The organism is Acinetobacter sp. WCHAc060042, assembly GCF_003231195.1.
Taxonomy (GTDB): Bacteria; Pseudomonadota; Gammaproteobacteria; order Pseudomonadales; family Moraxellaceae; genus Acinetobacter.
In genome coordinates, this window is record NZ_QKVN01000008.1 from 1 (window position 1) to 19,395 (window position 19,395).

General features: G+C 39.6%; 17 protein-coding genes. 8 read left to right on the forward strand and 9 right to left on the reverse strand.

Annotated features, from left to right (window positions below; translation table 11 throughout):
• Positions 1-873 (reverse strand): KAP family P-loop NTPase fold protein (locus tag DPG01_RS04885; RefSeq protein ID WP_213065992.1); only part of this gene is annotated, 873 nt, incomplete at its 3' end.
• Between the two features lie 297 nt (positions 874-1,170).
• On the opposite strand from DPG01_RS04885, the gene DPG01_RS04890 reads away from it, so the two are divergent.
• Complete coding sequence (locus DPG01_RS04890) at positions 1,171-1,611, forward strand: universal stress protein (RefSeq protein ID WP_086208058.1); 441 nt, start codon at positions 1,171-1,173, stop codon at positions 1,609-1,611.
• Positions 1,612-1,654: 43 nt separating this feature from the next.
• Here DPG01_RS04890 and DPG01_RS04895 read toward each other — a convergent pair whose 3' ends face one another.
• The gene (locus DPG01_RS04895; RefSeq protein WP_110974352.1) at positions 1,655-1,978 is read right to left on the reverse strand and encodes an MGMT family protein; all 324 of its coding nucleotides are present in this window, start codon (positions 1,976-1,978) and stop codon (positions 1,655-1,657) included.
• Between the two features lie 171 nt (positions 1,979-2,149).
• Between DPG01_RS04895 and DPG01_RS04900 the strand changes: the two genes are divergently transcribed.
• Positions 2,150-4,213 (forward strand): TonB-dependent receptor plug domain-containing protein, encoded by a 2,064-nt coding sequence (locus tag DPG01_RS04900; protein WP_110974353.1) that lies wholly within the window; start codon positions 2,150-2,152, stop codon positions 4,211-4,213.
• Positions 4,214-4,372: 159 nt separating this feature from the next.
• On the forward strand, positions 4,373-4,594 hold the full coding sequence (locus DPG01_RS04905) for a DUF6500 family protein (protein WP_110974354.1): 222 nt from the start codon (positions 4,373-4,375) through the stop codon (positions 4,592-4,594).
• A 9-nt stretch (positions 4,595-4,603) separates the two neighbouring features.
• Here DPG01_RS04905 and DPG01_RS04910 read toward each other — a convergent pair whose 3' ends face one another.
• Genes DPG01_RS04910 through DPG01_RS04920 form a run of 3 tightly spaced genes read right to left on the reverse strand, consistent with a single transcriptional unit; the run spans position 4,604 to position 8,285 of the window.
• The gene (locus tag DPG01_RS04910) at positions 4,604-6,076 is read right to left on the reverse strand and encodes a sulfite reductase subunit alpha (protein WP_110974355.1); all 1,473 of its coding nucleotides are present in this window, start codon (positions 6,074-6,076) and stop codon (positions 4,604-4,606) included.
• A gap of 9 nt (positions 6,077-6,085) precedes the next feature.
• Entirely contained in the window at positions 6,086-6,676 is a 591-nt protein-coding gene (locus tag DPG01_RS04915; RefSeq protein ID WP_086208063.1) for a PepSY-associated TM helix domain-containing protein, read from the reverse strand.
• 34 nt (positions 6,677-6,710) lie between these two features.
• Positions 6,711-8,285: a DUF2271 domain-containing protein gene (locus DPG01_RS04920; RefSeq protein ID WP_110974356.1), complete on the reverse strand. Its 1,575-nt coding sequence runs from the start codon at positions 8,283-8,285 to the stop codon at positions 6,711-6,713.
• A gap of 323 nt (positions 8,286-8,608) precedes the next feature.
• On the opposite strand from DPG01_RS04920, the gene DPG01_RS04925 reads away from it, so the two are divergent.
• Complete coding sequence (locus DPG01_RS04925) at positions 8,609-9,499, forward strand: DUF4198 domain-containing protein (protein WP_110974357.1); 891 nt, start codon at positions 8,609-8,611, stop codon at positions 9,497-9,499.
• 542 nt (positions 9,500-10,041) lie between these two features.
• Here DPG01_RS04925 and DPG01_RS04930 read toward each other — a convergent pair.
• Complete coding sequence (locus DPG01_RS04930) at positions 10,042-11,541, reverse strand: cation:proton antiporter (protein ID WP_086208066.1); 1,500 nt, start codon at positions 11,539-11,541, stop codon at positions 10,042-10,044.
• Positions 11,542-11,764: 223 nt separating this feature from the next.
• Between DPG01_RS04930 and DPG01_RS04935 the strand changes: the two genes are divergently transcribed.
• The gene (locus DPG01_RS04935) at positions 11,765-12,322 is read left to right on the forward strand and encodes a hypothetical protein (RefSeq protein ID WP_110974358.1); all 558 of its coding nucleotides are present in this window, start codon (positions 11,765-11,767) and stop codon (positions 12,320-12,322) included.
• Positions 12,323-12,379: 57 nt separating this feature from the next.
• Here the strand turns inward: DPG01_RS04935 and DPG01_RS04940 are convergent, their stop codons facing one another.
• Positions 12,380-13,285 (reverse strand): neutral zinc metallopeptidase, encoded by a 906-nt coding sequence (locus DPG01_RS04940; RefSeq protein WP_110974359.1) that lies wholly within the window; start codon positions 13,283-13,285, stop codon positions 12,380-12,382.
• 41 nt (positions 13,286-13,326) lie between these two features.
• On the reverse strand, positions 13,327-14,253 hold the full coding sequence (locus DPG01_RS04945; RefSeq protein ID WP_110974360.1) for a DUF808 domain-containing protein: 927 nt from the start codon (positions 14,251-14,253) through the stop codon (positions 13,327-13,329).
• Between the two features lie 198 nt (positions 14,254-14,451).
• Between DPG01_RS04945 and trpS the strand changes: the two genes are divergently transcribed.
• The 3 genes from trpS to DPG01_RS04960 all read left to right on the forward strand — a co-directional run bounded on the left by trpS (position 14,452) and on the right by DPG01_RS04960 (position 18,339).
• Entirely contained in the window at positions 14,452-15,465 is a 1,014-nt protein-coding gene (gene trpS / locus DPG01_RS04950) for a tryptophan--tRNA ligase (RefSeq protein WP_086208070.1), read from the forward strand.
• Positions 15,466-15,927: 462 nt separating this feature from the next.
• Entirely contained in the window at positions 15,928-16,572 is a 645-nt protein-coding gene (locus tag DPG01_RS04955) for a YqiJ family protein (protein ID WP_086208071.1), read from the forward strand.
• A 48-nt stretch (positions 16,573-16,620) separates the two neighbouring features.
• Positions 16,621-18,339, forward strand: a complete 1,719-nt coding sequence (locus tag DPG01_RS04960; protein WP_110974361.1) for a flotillin family protein — start codon at positions 16,621-16,623, stop codon at positions 18,337-18,339.
• Positions 18,340-18,618: 279 nt separating this feature from the next.
• Here the strand turns inward: DPG01_RS04960 and DPG01_RS04965 are convergent, their stop codons facing one another.
• Positions 18,619-19,050 carry a hypothetical protein gene (locus DPG01_RS04965; protein WP_110974362.1) on the reverse strand — a complete coding sequence of 144 codons (432 nt, stop codon included), beginning with the start codon at positions 19,048-19,050 and terminating at the stop codon, positions 18,619-18,621.
• Between the last annotated feature and the right edge of the window lie 345 nt (positions 19,051-19,395).

Here is a 19,395-nt window from a genome sequence, read left to right on the forward strand (position 1 = left end):
TTCTTCAAAATCATAAGCATCTTTACTAGTTGGTAAATGGACTGTGAAATCAACAAATTTTTCTAAGTAATCTCCATTCATTTCTGAATCATAGCCATAAAAACTTTTAACTGATTGTAGCAATTGTGGCTTATTCATCACTAAAACAAAAACAATTTTAGGAATATCAAAAAAGTGTTTAATACGCTCAATCAAACGAATTGCAAAATCAGGACGACAACGATCAAGTTCATCAATAATAAAAACTAGTGGTTTGTCTAACTTTTCAACTGTTTGAGCTAGATGTTTTTTGAATTCTTCTAAAGTTTTCTTTTCAGCTTCATGACCTGCAATTTTCTCTTGAATACTTTCTTTAATTCGATCACTCGTCTCATCTGATAATTTATCTATTTCATCCTGCGCATTTTCATAACCTTGCTGCAAGATTCCACCTAAAAAACCAGCCCCAACTAAATGAAGCCCAAGCGTTAATGCAATTTTCGGTAAAGATGGCAACAATGCTGTTCCTACAGATGCGGATAAATCTATGAGTTTTTTAACCTTTCTTTTGGTCTTTTTATCTTTACTTAAAGTATTTGTAATTTCTGAAGTCACAACTAAAAAAGGATCATCTAAATAGTCATTTGCAAATGCATCCAAATAAATCACATTATGATTTTTATCTTCTAAATGTGTTTGCCAATGTCTTACAAACCACGTTTTTCCTTCACCCCAACGGGCATCTAAAGCGAGTACAGCCCCACACTGCAAACGATCAACATAATTCGTCAGTTGAATACCCAAACGCTTACGATCCCAAAGATCACCCTCCCAAGCAGTTTCAACATTCTCTAAATTTGTCCGTTGCCAATTCAGTTGATTCGTATCTGTCATTGTATTTATAAAGTAGTAAGTTATTCATAAATATATGCTATTTTTTAGACAAAGCCTATGTTTCCTAAACGCTACATTTACATTCAACTTTAGTGTTAAATTGATTATTATTCACGCGCTTTTATGCTAATTTAGAAGTGAAAAATTAGCATTTCATATACAAATATCCGTATGAAATTACTAGGTTTTATTCTTTAAAAAATACAGCTAATATCAAGGTATGGGCTGTATTTGAACAGTGATACATTAGAACAGCAGTTTGTACATAATCAGAGTGGATAATAAGGAGAAACAACAATGGCTTACCAAAACATTTTAGTCCCAGTAGACGGTTCCGAAACTTCATATGCAGCAGTTGCGCAAGCGGCTGAACTTGCAAAAGCATTTGGCGGTAAAATTACAGTCGTTCAGGTGCTTGCACTTGACCCTTATATTGCTGCTGAATATATTTCTGCAACTCAAACCAATGACTTAATTGAACGTGCGCGTACTTCTGTTTTGAAAACATTAGAGGAAGCAGCAGCTAAATTTAGTGATCTCGATATTCCTGTTGAAGCAAAACTACTTGAAGGTCAGGTGATTCACCGTGAAATTATCAGAGAAGCTGAAACATCTAAGGCAGATTTGATTGTGATCGGCTCTCATGGTCGTACAGGTTTAAAGCGTTTATTCCTAGGTAGCGTTGCGCAAAGTGTTTTAGGTGAAGCGCACATTCCTGTTTTAGTTGTTCGTCAGTAATATATCAAATGCTCTACTTCCACGGAGGTAGAGCATGTCTATTTTAAATATTCCATTGAAACTCTTTCATTTTCACTTTATCCCCAATCACTAAAATACCCTCTGCCGTAAGTAACTGTGCTTGAATATTCTGTCCCTGATCATTGAGTTTACTTAGGCTAATTTTCCCTTGTGAGTTGATGACCCGATACCAAGGCAAACTACTGTCTGCATCCATATGTTTCAGCACATAGCCCACCAAACGTGCATGTTTTGGGATGCCTGCTAAGCGTGCAATTTGTCCATAACTCGCTACACGACCATACGGAATTTGGGCAATCACTTGAAAAATCATGGGTGCCAATTCTTTAACTATCGCCTCCGCCATGCAGACCTATCCTTTTTTGACGACTAAAAATAACTCACCATAAAGTCACGAATAACAATTTTCTAAAAATTCGTGTGCAACTATAATTATTTTAGAAAAAGTTGCATTTTTCTACATAATTTTACACTACGATACATACAAAATAATTTGATTTTTCTTTGGGGTATTTTAATGGGACATCCGTTCTACTATGGAAAGCTGAGCATACTTAGCTCTACATTACTCAGTATCAGTTCATCCATATTTGCACTTGATACAAGTGTTCCCCCTGATAATGAATCGACCCCCAAAGTTTTACCCACACTCTCTTTTAAAGCGGATGAAGAGCCACAAAAGCAAAAAGATGATGATATTAGTGCTGTAGCCAAAACAGTCATTACCCGAGATGAAATGCTGCAATATGGCGATCAATCGGTCATGGATGCTTTACGCCGCTCTGCAGGTTTTCAGCTTCCAACACCTGGGCAAGATCCTCGCGGTGGTGGTGGTGCTTCTGGAATGCGTTTTCGCGGTGGTGCTGGTCCCACATTTCTAATTAATGGTGAGCCAGTACAAGGGGGGCCTCGTGGTGGAATGTCTATTATTGATACCCTTACCCCTGAAATGATTGAACGCATTGAAGTGGTTAAGCAACCAAGTGTTGCCCAAGCTTCCGTTGCATCATCAGCCGTGATCAATATTATTCTAAAAGAACCTCTGAATAATCGCTTAAGCGGTTCAGTCAAAGTCGGTTATGGCAAGTATGAAAACTCTGAAAAACAATCTAAGAGTGAGCAGAAAATCAGTGTCCAAGCCGATGGCCGTGACAATGCTTGGTCATATAGTGTTGCTGCAAATCAAATGTGGGTTGATAATACGTCGCTTACTAAAACTGAAACTGCAACTGAAACGCGAGAGCAATTACGTACTCTTAACCGTACCATGCAGATGTTTATGCCACGTTTAGAATATGAGCTTGATGATCAACAAAAATTGATTGCTGAATTATCCTATCGCAACATGAAAATAGAAGGTTCTTCTACCAATCAAACTCAAGATGATAAAAATGATAGCATTCGTTTAAACACGCGTTATGAACGTAAAGACAAAGATCTCAGCGATAAAATCAAATTATCTGCTGAACGCCAAACCGAAACTCAACTCACACGCTCACCTCAAAATACCATTTATACCGATGAAACCATTCATGAATATGGTTTAGCTTATGATGGTATGCGTAAATTAGACCCAGATCGTCAAATTAAATTTGGTACTGACCTACGTAGTAATAATCTAGAGAGCAATGTCAGCGAAAGCTTAGATGAACAACGCTATGCCCTCTATGCTGAGGGAAGCTGGCGTTTCACTGATCGGCAAACCATTACTTTAGGCGCACGCCAAGAATGGTTAAATCGTTCAGGTTTGGTCGATTATCAAGATCAGCATTTAAGCCCTGTACTGGCTTACCGTTTTGACTTGACTGAACAATGGTCGATTCAAACTAATCTCAGCCAAGCGTTTAGCAGTCCAAAGACAGACCGCCTCATTCCCAATGTAACAGTCTCTACAGATAGCGATGCGGGTTCATTAAACAACCCAGATCGTGGTGGAAATCCAAACCTAAAACCAGAAAAAACCCGTGCTGCTGAATCAACACTAGCATATGATTCAGCGAGTGGTGGTGTTAGCTTAACGGCGTATCACCGTGAAATTAAAGACTACATCGAAAAAGTGATTGCACTTGAAGGCGCTCGCTATGTTGAACGTCCACAAAACCAAAATGAAGCAACGACCTATGGTGTTGAACTTTCTGGACGTTATGCGTTGAAACAAACAGATGCAGGTCATTCATTTATGTTGAATGGGCAAGTGTCAACTATCCGTGCCAAAGTCGAAGATGAGCAACACAATCAACGTTTAGTGAGTGATGTTGCCCCCTACAACGCAAGCGCAGGTTTATCTTATAACTTTAAGCCTTGGCAACTTTCTACCAGTATCAATGTGAGCTATACACCTGAATTCACTCGCGGTTTAGATGGTCAACCTTATGATCGAACCACCAATGAACGTTTTGGTGTAGATCTAAGTGCAACTAAACGCTTTACTGATGGTTGGGCAGCAAGTTTGAATCTAAACAATGTATTAAGCACAGATTATAAAGAACGATTGACCAATCAGTCTGACGGCAGTTTATATCAAGCAAGAACCAACCAAGGCATGCCTAGTTTCCAATTCTCTCTAGAGAAGAAGTTCTAAATTTCTCTGCTAGGTTTATTCTTGATCAACACAAGCCAGCTATTCTTATAGTTGGCTTTTTAGATTTCAAGCTAGGTATTAAAAATCGAATTATGAAAATTCCTGATATTGGGAATGCTATGATCTGCATCCTACTTTCATCAGTGCTTAGAGGATAATATGAGAGCCGAACTTAAAGCCAAAATCCTACAGGTCTGCGATGAAAAAATTGCAAAAAAAGGCAGTAACGTCGGACTTTCTTTTTATGCTTTCTTTGCCAATAAAAATGATGATCCTGAACGCTTAATGGAAGCTGCTCATTGGTGGATCATCGAACATCGACTGAATCATTTTGAGAAAGCTGACAAGATTAAAGCACTAGTCTTAGCCCAACCTGACTAATCGAAAGACTTAATACACATCGCGTTGATAACGCTGTTGCTGCTTAAGCTGTTCTACGTGTTCATACCCTAAAATCTCTTTGAGGACTTGATCCACACCACTCGCCATTCCTTGCAAACTACCACAGACATATATCGCTGCGCCTTGTGCAATCCATGTCTGTAAGTGAACTGATTGTGTTCTTAGACAATCTTGCACATAGACTTTTTCAGCCTGATCACGTGAAAAAGCATAATCCACCTGATCCAGAAAACCATGCTGCTGCCAATAGCGAATTTCTGTTTGATATAAATGATCAAACTGCTGCTGTCTTTCACCAAAAATGAGCCAATTGTTTTTATATCCCCAATGCTCACGTTGGCGTAAATGTGCAACTAGACCTGCGATTCCCGTACCATTGCCAATTAAAATCAGTGGTCGCTCATCATGAGCTAAGTGGAAACTTGGATTATGACGAATATTGGCTTGCAGTGATTGATCTTGCTCCAACCCCACCGTCAACCAACCTGAACCTAAACCTAAACCTGATTCAGTCTGTTGCTGCCTCACCACCAATTCGATTAAACCATTTTCAGGCAAACTCGCAATCGAATATTCACGCTGAGCTAGAGATTCAAATTGTGTAATCCATTCTGCAAATGGAAGCGAGGCTCTAGGTGGTAATTTTCTTAAATTTAAGCGGCGTAGTTGAGGAATGAAATCCACTGCATCTTTTTGCTGTTGTGCTACTAAAAAATCGTGAATATCAGTCGTATTATTTTCACATTGAATTTCTAAAATATCACCTGACGACCAAACCAAATCTTGTTCGAAACTCAACTGAATTTTATAAATTGCGTCCCCAATACTGCCTTTATTCAGGCATTGGCGATGAGCAAATTTTAATTCCACACTCTCTTTTTCAATGGATAGCGCTGAAAACTGAGTGGTGGTTAACTGCTCCAAGCCCAGTAACCATTGTTCTAAATCATGACTATTGAGTTGATCCACAAGAACCGTCGGAAATAAAGTCTGTGCTTGTTGCTTCAATAACCATTGTTCCAATGTTTGTCCGAACTGACAAAAATTCGCATAGCGTTTATCGCCCAATGCAAGCACTGCAAATGATAAATGCGATAAATCTAAAGATTGGGACAATATTTTATGGACAAATGACTGAGCTGCATCAGGTGCATCCCCTTCGCCATAAGTACTCACTACCCATAAAATACGTTGATGCTGCATCAAGTCAGCAATGCTCAATTCTTGAATATTTCGAATTGTAGTGTGATGATCAATTAAACGTAATTGCTCAGTCGTATGCTTTGCCCAAGATTCAGCATGTCCCGATTGACTGGCATACACCACTAAATAAGCAGGGTGATCTTGATTCGCTTTTTGCTTAGCATGACGTTGTTGCCATAACAACCAAACGATTATAAAAAGATGTAGGCTCAATAATATTGCCAATATCACAATAATCGTCAGTACAGCTTGAGTCATCCTTTCACCTTAAATAGCAGACCAAATGAGCAAAATAATTGCCGATAAACTACATGCTGTTAAAAGCAGATGCGTCACTAAACGGGTTTTAATGGTCAGGAACAGAATATAGCCTGCCAACGATAATAAAATAATGATGATTGCACTGATATCAATTAACCAATGCCAAGCTGTTCCAACGTTTTTTCCACGATGCAGATCATTCAATAGTGAAACAGTAGTGGCTGGTTTCTGCGTCATCTCAACATCACCATTGTCGAGCAATACCCATAGATCTGTTGAACCTGCTGGGCTTTCGAGACGAATCATCACTTCACCATCCATCACTTCGCTACTTTTATAACGACCAATCAAAGGTTGTTTTGTACGAACATATTCAACAATACTTTGACTTGGGTTCTCTTGTTTTTGCAGAGACTCAACCAGTGTTGGCGGCAAAGTGAATGTGGTGGTCTGCTCTTCATTCTTTGATTTAAACCAATCAGGGTTATTGAGAAATAGACCTGTGGCAGCAAAGAAGATCAAAACGATAAAGGCAAAGGCAGAAAGCCAACCATGCACATAACGTGCATGGCGGTAAAAATCGCGGCGTTGATACAAGGGACTAGCCTCATAGATGGAGTGATGCTAGAAATTAAGCACCACGTTGGAAATTCAGTTTAACTGTACCAATTTCTGCTTGAGCAGGAAGCGTTTGTGTCGCTGATTTTGGTGTGACATTCAACTCAATGGTTTGATAAGAGTGATCACCATGTTCACGCGAGGTTTCAATATGAATGATATATTTACCCGCATTCACCATTTTACCCGCTTCGTCTTTACCATCCCATGCCAATTTATATTGTCCTGGTTGACGTGAAGGTTTTGCAACTGCATCTAGGTTTGGCATTTGACGACCATATCGACGCCACCAAACATAGTTAGAGTTAATCCACTTCTCATCTTTACCCCAAACAGCCAGTGTACGCACAATCTTTTTATCACTGTCCGTGACCCAAACTGAAACATAAGGTGCACGGTAGTTATCTACTGCGATCTTTGGAATATTCACTTCTACTTGAGCTTGATAGCCCTTTGGCCAAGCGGTTGCTGCGCCATTCGCTGCAACATGACGCATTAAAGCAGGTTGATTGGCATCTAATAATGATGACCAGCCTGAACTTTGATAACGTGTACCATCTGTTGCAACAAGTTGAGCCTCATAACCCACCAATTGCTCAATCAATTGCATGCCTTCATGCGCAGGCATTGCGGTTAATGCCGTTGCCAATGCATCTGAATCAGCAGCACATTGTCCAACCACAACACATTGTTCAACGTTCTGAATCGGTTGCCCTGTGTATGGGTTTAACAAATGTGATTGATCTGCGAATCCACGATAGCCTTGACCACTAAAAGCCACTGCTTGATCTTTCAGGTTGAGTACCTGAGTTGGCGCAACATTATCAAAACGTTCATTCGGGTCTTGTATGCCGACTTTCCAGCCTGCTTGTTGAGGTGATTGCCCCCAAATACGCATATCACCACCAATATCAATCAGAATCCCTTGTAAATGTGGCACAGCTTGTTTTGCCGCCAACAAAGCACGGTCAATCACATAACCTTTGGCATAAGCATCAGGTGCGATTTTAACTGCTGATGGTGTTTTAATCTGCTTGGTTACAGGATTCAGTTCAATACTCTGAGTTTGTAACTGACGCAATAATGATTCTTGAGTATTGTCATCCAAACGTTGAACTTGATTGCTTTGTTCCCATAGCTGGGTCAATTGCCCCAAACGTGCATCAAAGCCGCCACACGTTGCACTGCGCCATTGTTCACAAGCTGCGACAACATCATAAAGCTCAGATGAAGCCGAAATTTGGTGTTCACGATTTAATTGGCTAATTTCACTATCATCACGCCAAACCGAGAGAACTTGATCAAGTCGAGCAATTTCTGTCTGAATCGCTTGTAATGCCTTTTCTGCATCTTGTTGCTGAGATGTCGTAACCACAACATCTAAAGAAGTGCCTAGCACATGATCTTGATGGAAACGATAACTTGGGGCTTGAACTGACTCTGATTGTTGTATCACATTCTCACTGAGACTTTGCTCATTGGCTTGAATCGCTGTGATTGGTGACATGAATACAGCCAACGCTGCCATCAACGGTGATAAACGGAAGATTATCTGTACTGGGCGGAAAAGTTGTTGAGTTGATGACATACTAGGGGTTCCATGCTCCAAGACTTACTTCAAATTTAGTGCTGTATAAATTTTAAAGTAATGTTCTTAACTCTATCTTAATGCTCATCTGGTGTTTAGCGATATCACAGTTTAAATACTGACCATATTTTCAGTAAAATCAATAAGATCAATCAAAATTTAGACGCTACACAAACAAGGGAAATAACTTTTAATTGATCATCTATTTTTTCAGATGGCTGATTAAAAATTTATCGAAATAATATTGAAATTGATACTCGTTATCAAGTAAATTGTCACAAATATTTGCCATTTTTGCTTATTTATCTTTATAAGGAAGTCTCATGCGTCAGTTCATTACGATTGCATTACTGTCTGCGCTACCAACATTAAGTTTTGCTCATACCGCTAGCCCTTTTTTATTGCCAGAAGTATTTGATAGTAAATCTGATAGTGTAAGTTTCCAAAGTAGTATCACTGTAGAAAAATTCTTTGTTCCAAGCCGTAACTTCAAAACCAGTTATCAAGTTACAAATCCCAATGGTAAAACTGAATCAATCAACGCCGCAGCAGAACTGAAAAAATTTAATATCGCTGAGTTCAATTTAAACGACGACGGCACCTATCGGATTCGTACAAAAGAGGCGACGGGTAACCCAACCAAATACGCTTTAGTTGATGGGCATTGGCTACGTGTACGCCCACCACGTCCTGCAAATGCAGCACCAATGCAACAACCGCCAGCAAATACTGAACAAAAAGCCCCTCAACAAGCCCCTGCAAATCAGCCGCCTCGTTTTGTTGCGGAAGACCAAGTTCCTGCAAATGCAAAAACCGTACAAACAACCAATATCTATATTGCTGAAAGTTTTGTGACGAAAGGCAAACCAAGCCCAATCCCGAATGTTGAAAACAAAGGTTTTGAGTTTAAGTTTTTAACTCATCCTAATGAGCTATTTACAGGCGAATCATTAAAAGCACAAGTTTTGATGAATGGCAAAGCCGTTCCTAACTTAGAGGTTGATGTATTTAAAGGTGCAAGTAGTTACCAACCAAATGCAAAACGCGACCAACCACCTGTAAAAACCAATGCTAAAGGTGAAGTGGATGTTAAATTTAATGAAGCTGGTATTTATTTAATTACGACAGCCTATCCAGAAGCAAGCCCAGACAGTACCAAACAACCTGCCGCTCAAACCTACACCTATAGCGTGACTGTAGAAGTAACAGAATAACTCGATTTGGCACTTACACCCCTGTAAGTGCCACTTTATTCGATTGTGTCATTTAGTTCGTTTCACATACCATCTTTTTATTCTCTTACTCATCCTTATATTTACGGCTCACCATCCACAATACGAGCAGATTAATAGCGTTCTTGCATAAGTCGTTTTTTGAGCTGTATTGAAATCATAATGAAAGTTCTCTCTCCTTTTTAAAGGGCAAGGCTAGAGATAGTATTTATATGAAGAATATCCCTCCATCCTCACCTTATCACCAAGAGAGAAGTGACTTTCGACACTTATTTTGTTGCCAGTGAATAATCATTTTTTAACTTTTGTAAGAGCTCTAATACAGTCAAATAACCATTACACGCATACTGCATCTAATCCATTTCTGTCCCAAATCAAAAGTAATCAAACAAAAAAGCATTTTCATTGAAATTTAATATTCTCTGAAAATGCTTGATATAAATGAAACTCAATACGTTTCATCATCTATTAAATGTATAAAAGAACATCTATGTCTCAATTATGGTATTAGTACAGCCAAATAACTAAAAATTATCAGGACTTTCCAAACGTTTCACTTCTTGGACTCGCTCAGGATTATGCACTGCTGCAATACCATCATCGGCTTTGATATCAATCAAGGCCTCTGGCTGATAAACGATAATAGTTTCATTGCCTTGCGTATCTTCACCTATGATGTATTTAAACCCTTTACGGTTCATTCTATTGCATAATCGTTGATACCAGCCCTTAAAACCAGTCTTTTCCTCATTCGGATTGTAGTAAAAAGCATTCATAACTGCCGGTAATCCCAAACCACAAACAACCCCTGAGAGCAACACTGCGATAAAGGTATAGCCGATCAGGATACTGCTGTATTCGCTCAACTCAGGTACGTTGGCAACAGCTAAGATCAGCGCTAGAGAAATTCCCCCACGCACCCCACCCCATGACAGAATAGCCAAACTACCGTTATAGCTTTTCTTACGGAAAGATGGGAAAAAAGCAAAAGATAAATAGTTGGCTGCAAAACGTGAAGCATGCAGAATAATAAAAGCGACGATGCCACCAAAGATCAAACTAAAACTGAGATCTAAAATAAACAGTTCCAAACCAATTAAGGTAAATAAGAACGAGTTAATAATCCCTTCAACCGTATGCCAAAAATGGTTTACTTCACGTATTTCACGTTCTTGTAAAATTTCTTTCCACTTGTTCCCTACGATCAAACCACCTATAACGCATGCAATCGGTGCTGAGGCATGCGCAAACAATGCAACCAAATACGAACCACAAGCCAAGAGTGCTGTGGTTAAAATGAGGGATTCCATTTCGTGCTTACCACGCAGTAAACGCAGAATTCCTAAACCAAATGCCCAACCAATAATAACAGCGACAAAAATTTCATAGAGTAAGGTCTGTAATACACCTATAACAGTAAAGTTTTCACCTTGTAAGACATTTAATAAAGTCATAAACAAGGCAATACACATCGCATCATTAAACAGTGATTCGCCTTCGAGCTTGACCATTAAATGATGTGGTGCACGTATAGAACTGAGCACGCCTTTGATCCCAATCGGATCCGTTGCACCCAATGCGGCACCCAACAGTAAAAGTACCAATAAATCGACATGCTGCCCAATCAGGAACTGATAACCATAGAGCGCCACCCCAAAGAACACGGCACACAATACCAGCGCAATACTGGCTAAAATACTGATCGGTTTCCAATGACTACGTAAATCTGAAACTTTGAACTTCAATGCGGATGAGGTCAAAATGAAGCAGATCACACCATTGATTAGAAAGTCATAAAAATCAATGTGCCGTACAGCATCTTCAATGTTATGAATATTGATGGTTATAAACTGATTGCCACTTAGCAGACTTGCACCCCACTGCAAAATAAAGACAAAAATAGCAGAAACAATCGGCACGCCGATGGCTTGGGGAAAACCTAAAATACGTTTATTAAAAATAGTGGTTGCAATAGATAATGCAAAAATAACGGTAAAAACTTGTAGAAAAAAATAATTTCCCATTGAACTTCCAAATTGGGCGGTGGGGCTGATTACGACTTTAGATCCTTATTTAGACCATAAATAATGATGCCATAAACATGCTTCGTCAAAATATTCTAATCATTTTTACATCCCAAGCCCGAAAAAAATAATTTTTTTAACATTTCTTTTGATGATGAATTAACATAGTGCCGATGCATGTCTTTTATGCGTGATCTTCCCCATTTTTAAAGTTTGATCTCCTATGCCATTCACCTTTAAAACAGTCTTTCGAATGTTCTTCGCACTGATTATTTTCTTAACAACTTTTGCGTTGTTTTTGACTTGTTTTGCTAAAGGCAAAGATATCTGGCAAGCAGACCAGAATTTTGCCGCAGCACAAAGTTTTAAAATGAACTCTAGCCCTGAGCAAACTTTGGTTTTACTTTCAAATAATAAAGCCCCAGATGAGCATATTTATTTGCATGTGGCGAATCAAGGCTATATTGCTAAACTCAGTTGCGATCATTATTTAACTGACATTTGTGTGGATGACTACAACGAACAACATACCCGTCAAATTCAATCCATTGAACTTTTCAAAGCAGGTCCGTTTAATTATATCCAACAAGTCAGTTATCTCGACACTAGTACTCAGCAAATCAAAACGTTGCGTTACACAGCAGAGCAGATTCAACAATTTTACCGTGCCGATGTGAGTAACTTAAAGTATGTGATTTTTGGTGTATTGCTATTTGCACTCATCGCACTTTATGTAAGCGTGCGTGTTGCACGAAACTTTAAACAATTCTTAAACCGATAAAAATCCAATATATCGAAATAAAAAAGGCGTTTAATCGCCTTTTTTATTACAAATAGCTTAAATTGCCTGATTAAAGGTATCACAACTGTTGAGCTGGCCAGATTTGAATCCTGTCTCAAACCATTTCATACGTTGCTGACTGGTTCCATGGGTAAAGCTATCTGGCACAACCTGACCAGTTGCACGCTTTTGCAAGTAATCATCGCCAATCTTATTTGCAGCATCCATGGCTTCTTCAATATCACCCTGTTCTAAGAACTGAGTACGTTGATTATTATGATGCGCCCAGACACCCGCTAAACAGTCAGCTTGTAACTCTTGGCGTACTGATAAAGCATTGCCTTGAGTTTGTGAACCCTGCGCACGTGCCTGCTGCACCTGTTCAGAAATACCCAAAAGCGTCTGAATATGATGCCCGACTTCATGCGCGACGACATAAGCTTGAGCAAAGTCACCCGCTTGGTCTTGACGGTTCAGTTCGGTTTGGTTTTGTTCACCACCAATCCCCATCTGCGTACGCATATCTTTAAAGAAAGCGGTGTCGATATATACTTTTTGATCTGCAGGGCAGTAAAACGGTCCCATCGCAGATTGAGCAGTACCACAACCTGAATTCACCGCGCCAGAAAACATCACCAACTTCGGTGGGACATATTGCTGCCCTAACTGCTGTTGGAACACTTGGCTCCACGTGTCCTCGGTATCTGCCAGTACTGTCCCAACAAATTCAATAGCCTCTTGCTGGTCAGGTGTCGGATTCTCCAAACCTTGAGTTTCAGATGTTCCCGTTTGAGCCGTCACTTGCTTGGTGGCTTGATACGCCTGCTGTGGGTCGACGCCCAAAAACTTCCATGCCACAAATGCCACAATCAACCCTAAGATGCTGATCCCACCTGCTTTAACACCGCCACCACCGCGACGATCTTCTACATTACTACTGACTCGACGTCCCTTCCAACGCATAGCACGCTTCCTTTTTCTAATTCATGCCTAACTGATTCAGTTTATGCCTTTTTTGACGTCGGCCAAACTTTTTTAATCAAACTTACGATAGCTAAAACAATCAAACCCGCCACAAAACCAATCACCAGATTTATCAATGTTGGTGTCAATGCACCTACGATGCTACCCACAGTTGGGATATGTTCAGCATAATCCACTGAACCTTCAGTGAAATGATGTAATAAAGGCACACCATGCGAAATGATGCCCCCCCCCACCAAAAACATCGCGATCGTTCCCACAATGGTCAAAGTCTTCATCAACTTCGGTGCAAAAGCCAATAAACCACGACCAATACTTTGCTTCACAGAAGACGCCTGTTCAGTCAAATACAATCCCAAATCATCAATTTTGACAATCATTGCGACAAAACCATATACCCCTACTGTCATAATGATAGCAATTACGGATAGCACCATGACTTTGGTCGAAAAAGTAGCAGCAGCTACAGTTCCTAATGAAATTACCACAATTTCTGCCGACAAAATAAAGTCGGTACGAATCGCCCCTTTGACCTTATCTTTTTCAAAAGTTGCCAAATCCGTTTCAATCGCTGCTATTTCATGACTGGCTTCTTCTTCAGTTTTGGCTTTTTTATGATGCAGGCTGTGTAAAACTTTCTCCACCCCTTCATAGCATAGAAATAAACCACCAATCATAAGTAAAGGCGTAATCAACCACGGGGCAACCACACTAATCAACAGCGCAGCAGGGACTAAAATCAGTTTATTAATAAATGAGCCTTTGGCCACCGCCCAAACTACAGGCAACTCACGGTCAGTACGAACTCCACTCACCTGCTGCGCATTTAGAGCTAAGTCATCACCAAGAACCCCTGCTGTTTTCTTCGCTGCCATTTTACTCATGACAGCAACGTCATCTAATATCGTGGCAATATCGTCTAGTAATATTAATAAGCTACTCGCCATTTATTTTTATCCATCTTAAGAATTTTGACATTTTAATCTGTGATTTAGCCTTTTGAATATTTGTTTTTTGAAATTTGCCTGAATTTTATATTTTTTTCGCTCCCATTTTTTTAACACTGACATTCAAAAAGATTATGCCGTACAATGTCTGCATTCTTTGAAAATAGCATGTCGCTAAGACGACTTTGGAAATAAGTAATGAGTAATCAAGACAACCGTCCTGTGATTTTGACAGGCGACCGTCCAACGGGACAACTTCATTTAGGGCACTTTGTAGGATCTTTACGTTCTCGCGTAGGTTTACAGGATTCTCACCATCAGCATTTACTCTTAGCAGATGCGCAAGCTTTCACAGACAATGCTGATAACTTTGAAAAAGTACGCCGCAATATTATTGAAGTTGCTACTGATTACTTAGCCGTGGGTATTGACCCAACCAAAACCACCATTTGTGTGCAATCCAGCTTACCTGCACTGAATGAACTGACCATGTTGTATCTCAACTTTGTGACCGTATCTCGTTTAGAGCGTAACCCCACGATCAAATCTGAAATTCAGATGCGTGGTTTTGAGCGTGATATCCCAGCGGGTTTCCTATGCTACCCAGTTGCACAAGCAGCAGACATCACTGCATTTAAAGCAACGGTTGTACCTGTGGGTGAAGACCAAATTCCAATGATCGAACAGACCAATGAAATCGTGCGTCGTTTAAACCGCCAAATTGGTCAAGAATTACTTCCAGAGTGTAAAGCGCTACTTTCGAACGTAGGCCGTTTACCAGGCTTTGATGGCAAAGCCAAAATGTCTAAATCGTTGGGTAATACGATTGTGCTTGATGCATCAGATAAAGACATCAAAAAAGCAGTTAATGCAATGTACACTGACCCGAACCACTTACGTATTGAAGATCCAGGTCAAGTCGAAGGCAATATTGTATTTACTTATTTAGATGCTTTTGATCCAAACAAAGAAGAAGTTGAAGAACTCAAAGCACATTATCGTCGGGGTGGCTTAGGTGATGGTACTGTGAAAAAACGCCTTGAAGGCGTGTTGAAGGAACTGATTACCCCAATTCGTGAACGCCGTATGGAACTTGCAAAAGATCCTGATTACATCATGGATATTTTGAAAACAGGCACAGACAAATGTCGCGACATTACGCAACAAACTTTAGATGAAGTGAAATCTGGTTTAGGCGTATTTCACTTCTAAAGTGATTCGCAATTAAAATACGTTTCAATGAGCAACTAAAAGCCTTTCTCTTTGAGAAAGGCTTTTTTTGAATGTAAAATAAGCTATTTTCAACTTAAAAGTGACATTTTACGTCGCTTGTTAACCTAAATTTACAGTACTTAACGTGAATACTCATGAAATAACCGTCCTCAGCGATTATTATAACTTCATAGCTTAGATTAACCTCTGAGATATAACATTTCTCCTTTTTACCGAAACTGTGTAACAACAGATTCGTAGTTCTACGCAATGAAAACCCCAATCATTGCGTATTTTTTTGTCTGAATTTTATAAAACAACATGCAAACTCTTGCCAATTTATGCTGTAACTCGCTTAGACATTCATTAATTTGGGTGCTATGCTAAAGTTCAGTTTTAATACAATTTTGTTTAAAAATTTATACTTAACAGACAACAGCATAAAAATAGAGAATCTTTCAAATGTGGGAATTATTTACTCACCCTTCTAATTTAATTTTTAGCATTTGTTTATGCCTCATGTTTCTATTGGGGCTTCTGGAACTGATTTTATTGGTTTTTGGTGGAGGTTCACAAGGTTTACTCGACCAATTCTTACCCGATGATCTCAGTACGTCTAAAGATGTTGATATTGCTTTAGATGCTGATCAGGGCTGGCTGAATGCTTTATTAGACTGGCTCTTTATCGGTCGTGTTCCTTTATTGGTCTGGCTGATTATCTTTCTGACTTTATATAGTTTAACTGGCTTTATTCTGCAATCCATAATTCAGAGCTTCACTGCCACATATTTTAGTGCATGGATTATCGCACCACTTTGTCTTGTCGTCTCGATGCCTTTCATTCGCTATAGTGCAATGCTGATTGCCAAGATTTTACCTCAAGATGAAACCACAGCCATTTATAGTGAAGAGCTGATTGGTCGCACAGCTTTGATTGTTTTGGGAGAAGCGAAAGTCAACTCGCCTGCGCAGGCACGCGTAAAAGACCAATTTGGACAAACCCACTATATTATGGTTGAACCCGAAGCTGATATTCATTTTTCACAAGGTCAAGAAGTCATTTTGACCCAAAAAACCCATATTGGCTTTAAGGCCATTTCCGTTTAGTCACTTTTTAATTCTTCATTTATAACTTTAAATAAAATCGAGATCATTATGCTCACAAACAATCTCTATAACATTCTTATTCTTGCAGGGATTATCTTTGCTGCCCTCGTCATTATCGGCATTATTATTGCCCGTTTATACCGTCGTTCAAGCAAAGAAATTTCTTTTGTTCGTACTGGTTTTGGTGGTGAAAAGGTCATTTTAGGTGGAGGTGCAATTGTACTACCAGTCCTACATGAAATTATCCCTGTCAATATGAATACCCTGCGCTTAGAAGTTCGTCGTGCCGATGACCAAGCACTAATTACTCGTGACCGTATGCGCGTCGACGTGATGGCAGAATTCTATGTTCGTGTAAAGCCTATGGCTGAGTCGATTGCAATTGCCGCGCAAACCTTGGGTCAAAAAACCATGTCGCCGAATGAGTTAAAAAACTTAGTCGAAGGTAAATTTGTCGACTCACTGCGTGCCGTTGCCGCAGAAATGGCGATGGAAGAGTTACATGAAAAACGTGTAGATTTCGTGCAAAAAGTACAACAAGTGGTGTCTGAAGACTTGCATAAAAACGGCTTAGAACTTGAAACTGTGTCTTTAACAGGTCTAGACCAAACAGGCTTTAAATATTTTAACCCGCAAAATGCCTTCGATGCTGAGGGTTTAACCAAGCTAACTGAAACCATTGAAGACCGCCGTCGTAAACGAAATCACATCGAGCAAGATGCTGACCTTGCCATTAAAACCAAAAACCTAGAAGCAGAACAAGCACGTTTGCAGATCTTACGCGAAGAAGAATACGCAAAACTACAACAAGAACGTGAAATTGCGGTTCGTCGTGCAGAACAACTGGCCGAGATTGCTTCTCAAGAAGCTGTGAAAAAACGTGAAGCAGAAGAGGCACGTATTGCAGCTGAACGTGAAGTTGAACTAAAACGCATCAGCGCTGCACGAGATGTAGAAAGTCAAAATATTCAAAAATCACAAATTATTGAACAAGCTCAGGTTGAACAGAAGAAAACTATTGAACTTGCAGAGCAGTCTCGTGCCATTGCAATTGCTGAAAAATCGCGTGAAGAATCCGAAGCCAAAGCCTCTGCTGACCGTGCTCGTGCTGAAGCGGTTAAAGCTGAAGAAGAAGTGATTACAGTCCGTGAAACACAACGTGCTGAGCGTCAAAAAGCTGTTGAATTGGTCGCTGCAAAACAAGCCGCTGAGAAAGATGCAATTGCGATTACCGTGGCTGCTGAAGCAGGTAAACAAGCCGCTGCAGATGATGCCGAAGCAGTTCGTATTGCAGCAGAAGCTCAAGCCGAGCAAGCTCGCTTAAAAGCTAAAGGTGAATCAGATGCCAAAATTCTTTTAGCGCAGGCGATGGAAAAACAATACCAAGTCGATGCCGATGGTACACGTGCAGTGAATGAAGCCAACAATGTACTGTCCCCTGAACAGGTGGAAATGCAAATTCGTTTGGCGCTATTGAAATACTTACCAGAAATCATTCGTGAAAGCGTTAAACCAATGGAAAACATTGATGACATTAAGATCTTACAAGTCAATGGCTTAGGAAATGTAGGCACAGTATCATCAACATCCGCAGATGGCACAGAACAATCCTCTGTAGCACTGTCCGATCAGGTGGTAAACAGTGCCCTACGCTATCGCACTCAAGCACCTTTGATTGATAGTTTAATGAATGAACTAGGGATTCAAGGCGGTGACATTAATGGCTTAACCCAAAGTTTAAAACCACAAAATGTAAAAAGTGCATAAATTTTCATATCTAAAAAACGCGACGATGGGTCGCGTTTTTTATTCCGTTATCACAGCTTTATCGCTTAAAAGAGGGAAACAGACATTTTAAAAAATCCACTAAACATCTGATTTAAATTCCAAACTGCCCTCATCCCTACTGAAATTAAAGCACTGTTTGGCCGAAACCTAACATCATATTTTTGATGTTTAAAGTCTCCTATACGGAGCCTATGCAAGCATTCTTATTGAGAATATGCTGAACCTATTTGAGCTACACTCTGTATTCACACGCAATCTTTAAAACAGTCGCACCCAAAAAATCCGTATCAACTGCCCGCGATCATAGGGAAAACTTGAAAGGTACTCATATCCAATTTTATTTCTTTTGTTAACCTTAATTTCAACACCATAACCAAATGAAATGCTAAGCGCATCCAAATCAGAACTATGAAACTCTCCAGTCCCTAATTTATGGCTCAAACTATCTACATTGTAGGCTGTATAGTTAAATACTCGGATATACTCATTCTCATAAAAATCATTATTCATCAGTGTATAATTTTTTTCTTCTTCTTCATGTTGTTCCGCTAAGTCCTGATAATGATGAAAGATTTCATCGCCCATAAACTCAACCAAATAGACATCTTCATTTTTAGCATAGGCCGTATTAATCGGTAACCATAACAACAATAAAAAACGACAAAAGCACAAATGAATGGAATTCAACATCTGTAATACTGTTCTACGAAAAATTAGTATATAAATAAAGAATATAACACAGCCATTCAATAAAATAGCGATCGCAAGCAATACGAAATATCCATGACATTGGCTTTAGCTGCAATCCTCACTGTTTTTGTTCAACAGCTTTAGCAGCTTATGGCCATACAATGGATTTCTTGCATCATTCATTTTTTGAGCTGTATTGAAATCACAATGAAAGTTCCTTCTCCTTTGTAAAGGAAAGGGCTAGAGAGAGGATTTATAGGAAGAATCCGCCTTCATTCTAACCTTTTCAACAAGAGAGAAGTGATGTTCAACACTTATTTTATTGCCAATGAATGATCATTTTTT

Excerpts from the sequence above, each read along its gene's own strand:
- DPG01_RS04890 (WP_086208058.1), top strand. The coding sequence starts at position 1,171 with ATGGCTTACCAAAACATTTTAGTCCCAGTAGACGGTTCCGAAACTTCA.
- DPG01_RS04895 (WP_110974352.1), bottom strand. The coding sequence starts at position 1,978 with ATGGCGGAGGCGATAGTTAAAGAATTGGCACCCATGATTTTTCAAGTG.
- DPG01_RS04900 (WP_110974353.1), top strand. The coding sequence starts at position 2,150 with ATGGGACATCCGTTCTACTATGGAAAGCTGAGCATACTTAGCTCTACA.
- DPG01_RS04905 (WP_110974354.1), top strand. The coding sequence starts at position 4,373 with ATGAGAGCCGAACTTAAAGCCAAAATCCTACAGGTCTGCGATGAAAAA.
- DPG01_RS04910 (WP_110974355.1), bottom strand. The coding sequence starts at position 6,076 with ATGACTCAAGCTGTACTGACGATTATTGTGATATTGGCAATATTATTG.
- DPG01_RS04920 (WP_110974356.1), bottom strand. The coding sequence starts at position 8,285 with ATGTCATCAACTCAACAACTTTTCCGCCCAGTACAGATAATCTTCCGT.
- DPG01_RS04925 (WP_110974357.1), top strand. The coding sequence starts at position 8,609 with ATGCGTCAGTTCATTACGATTGCATTACTGTCTGCGCTACCAACATTA.
- DPG01_RS04930 (WP_086208066.1), bottom strand. The coding sequence starts at position 11,541 with ATGGGAAATTATTTTTTTCTACAAGTTTTTACCGTTATTTTTGCATTA.
- DPG01_RS04935 (WP_110974358.1), top strand. The coding sequence starts at position 11,765 with ATGCCATTCACCTTTAAAACAGTCTTTCGAATGTTCTTCGCACTGATT.
- DPG01_RS04940 (WP_110974359.1), bottom strand. The coding sequence starts at position 13,285 with ATGCGTTGGAAGGGACGTCGAGTCAGTAGTAATGTAGAAGATCGTCGC.
- DPG01_RS04945 (WP_110974360.1), bottom strand. The coding sequence starts at position 14,253 with ATGGCGAGTAGCTTATTAATATTACTAGACGATATTGCCACGATATTA.
- trpS (WP_086208070.1), top strand. The coding sequence starts at position 14,452 with ATGAGTAATCAAGACAACCGTCCTGTGATTTTGACAGGCGACCGTCCA.
- DPG01_RS04955 (WP_086208071.1), top strand. The coding sequence starts at position 15,928 with ATGTGGGAATTATTTACTCACCCTTCTAATTTAATTTTTAGCATTTGT.
- DPG01_RS04960 (WP_110974361.1), top strand. The coding sequence starts at position 16,621 with ATGCTCACAAACAATCTCTATAACATTCTTATTCTTGCAGGGATTATC.
- DPG01_RS04965 (WP_110974362.1), bottom strand. The coding sequence starts at position 19,050 with ATGTTGAATTCCATTCATTTGTGCTTTTGTCGTTTTTTATTGTTGTTA.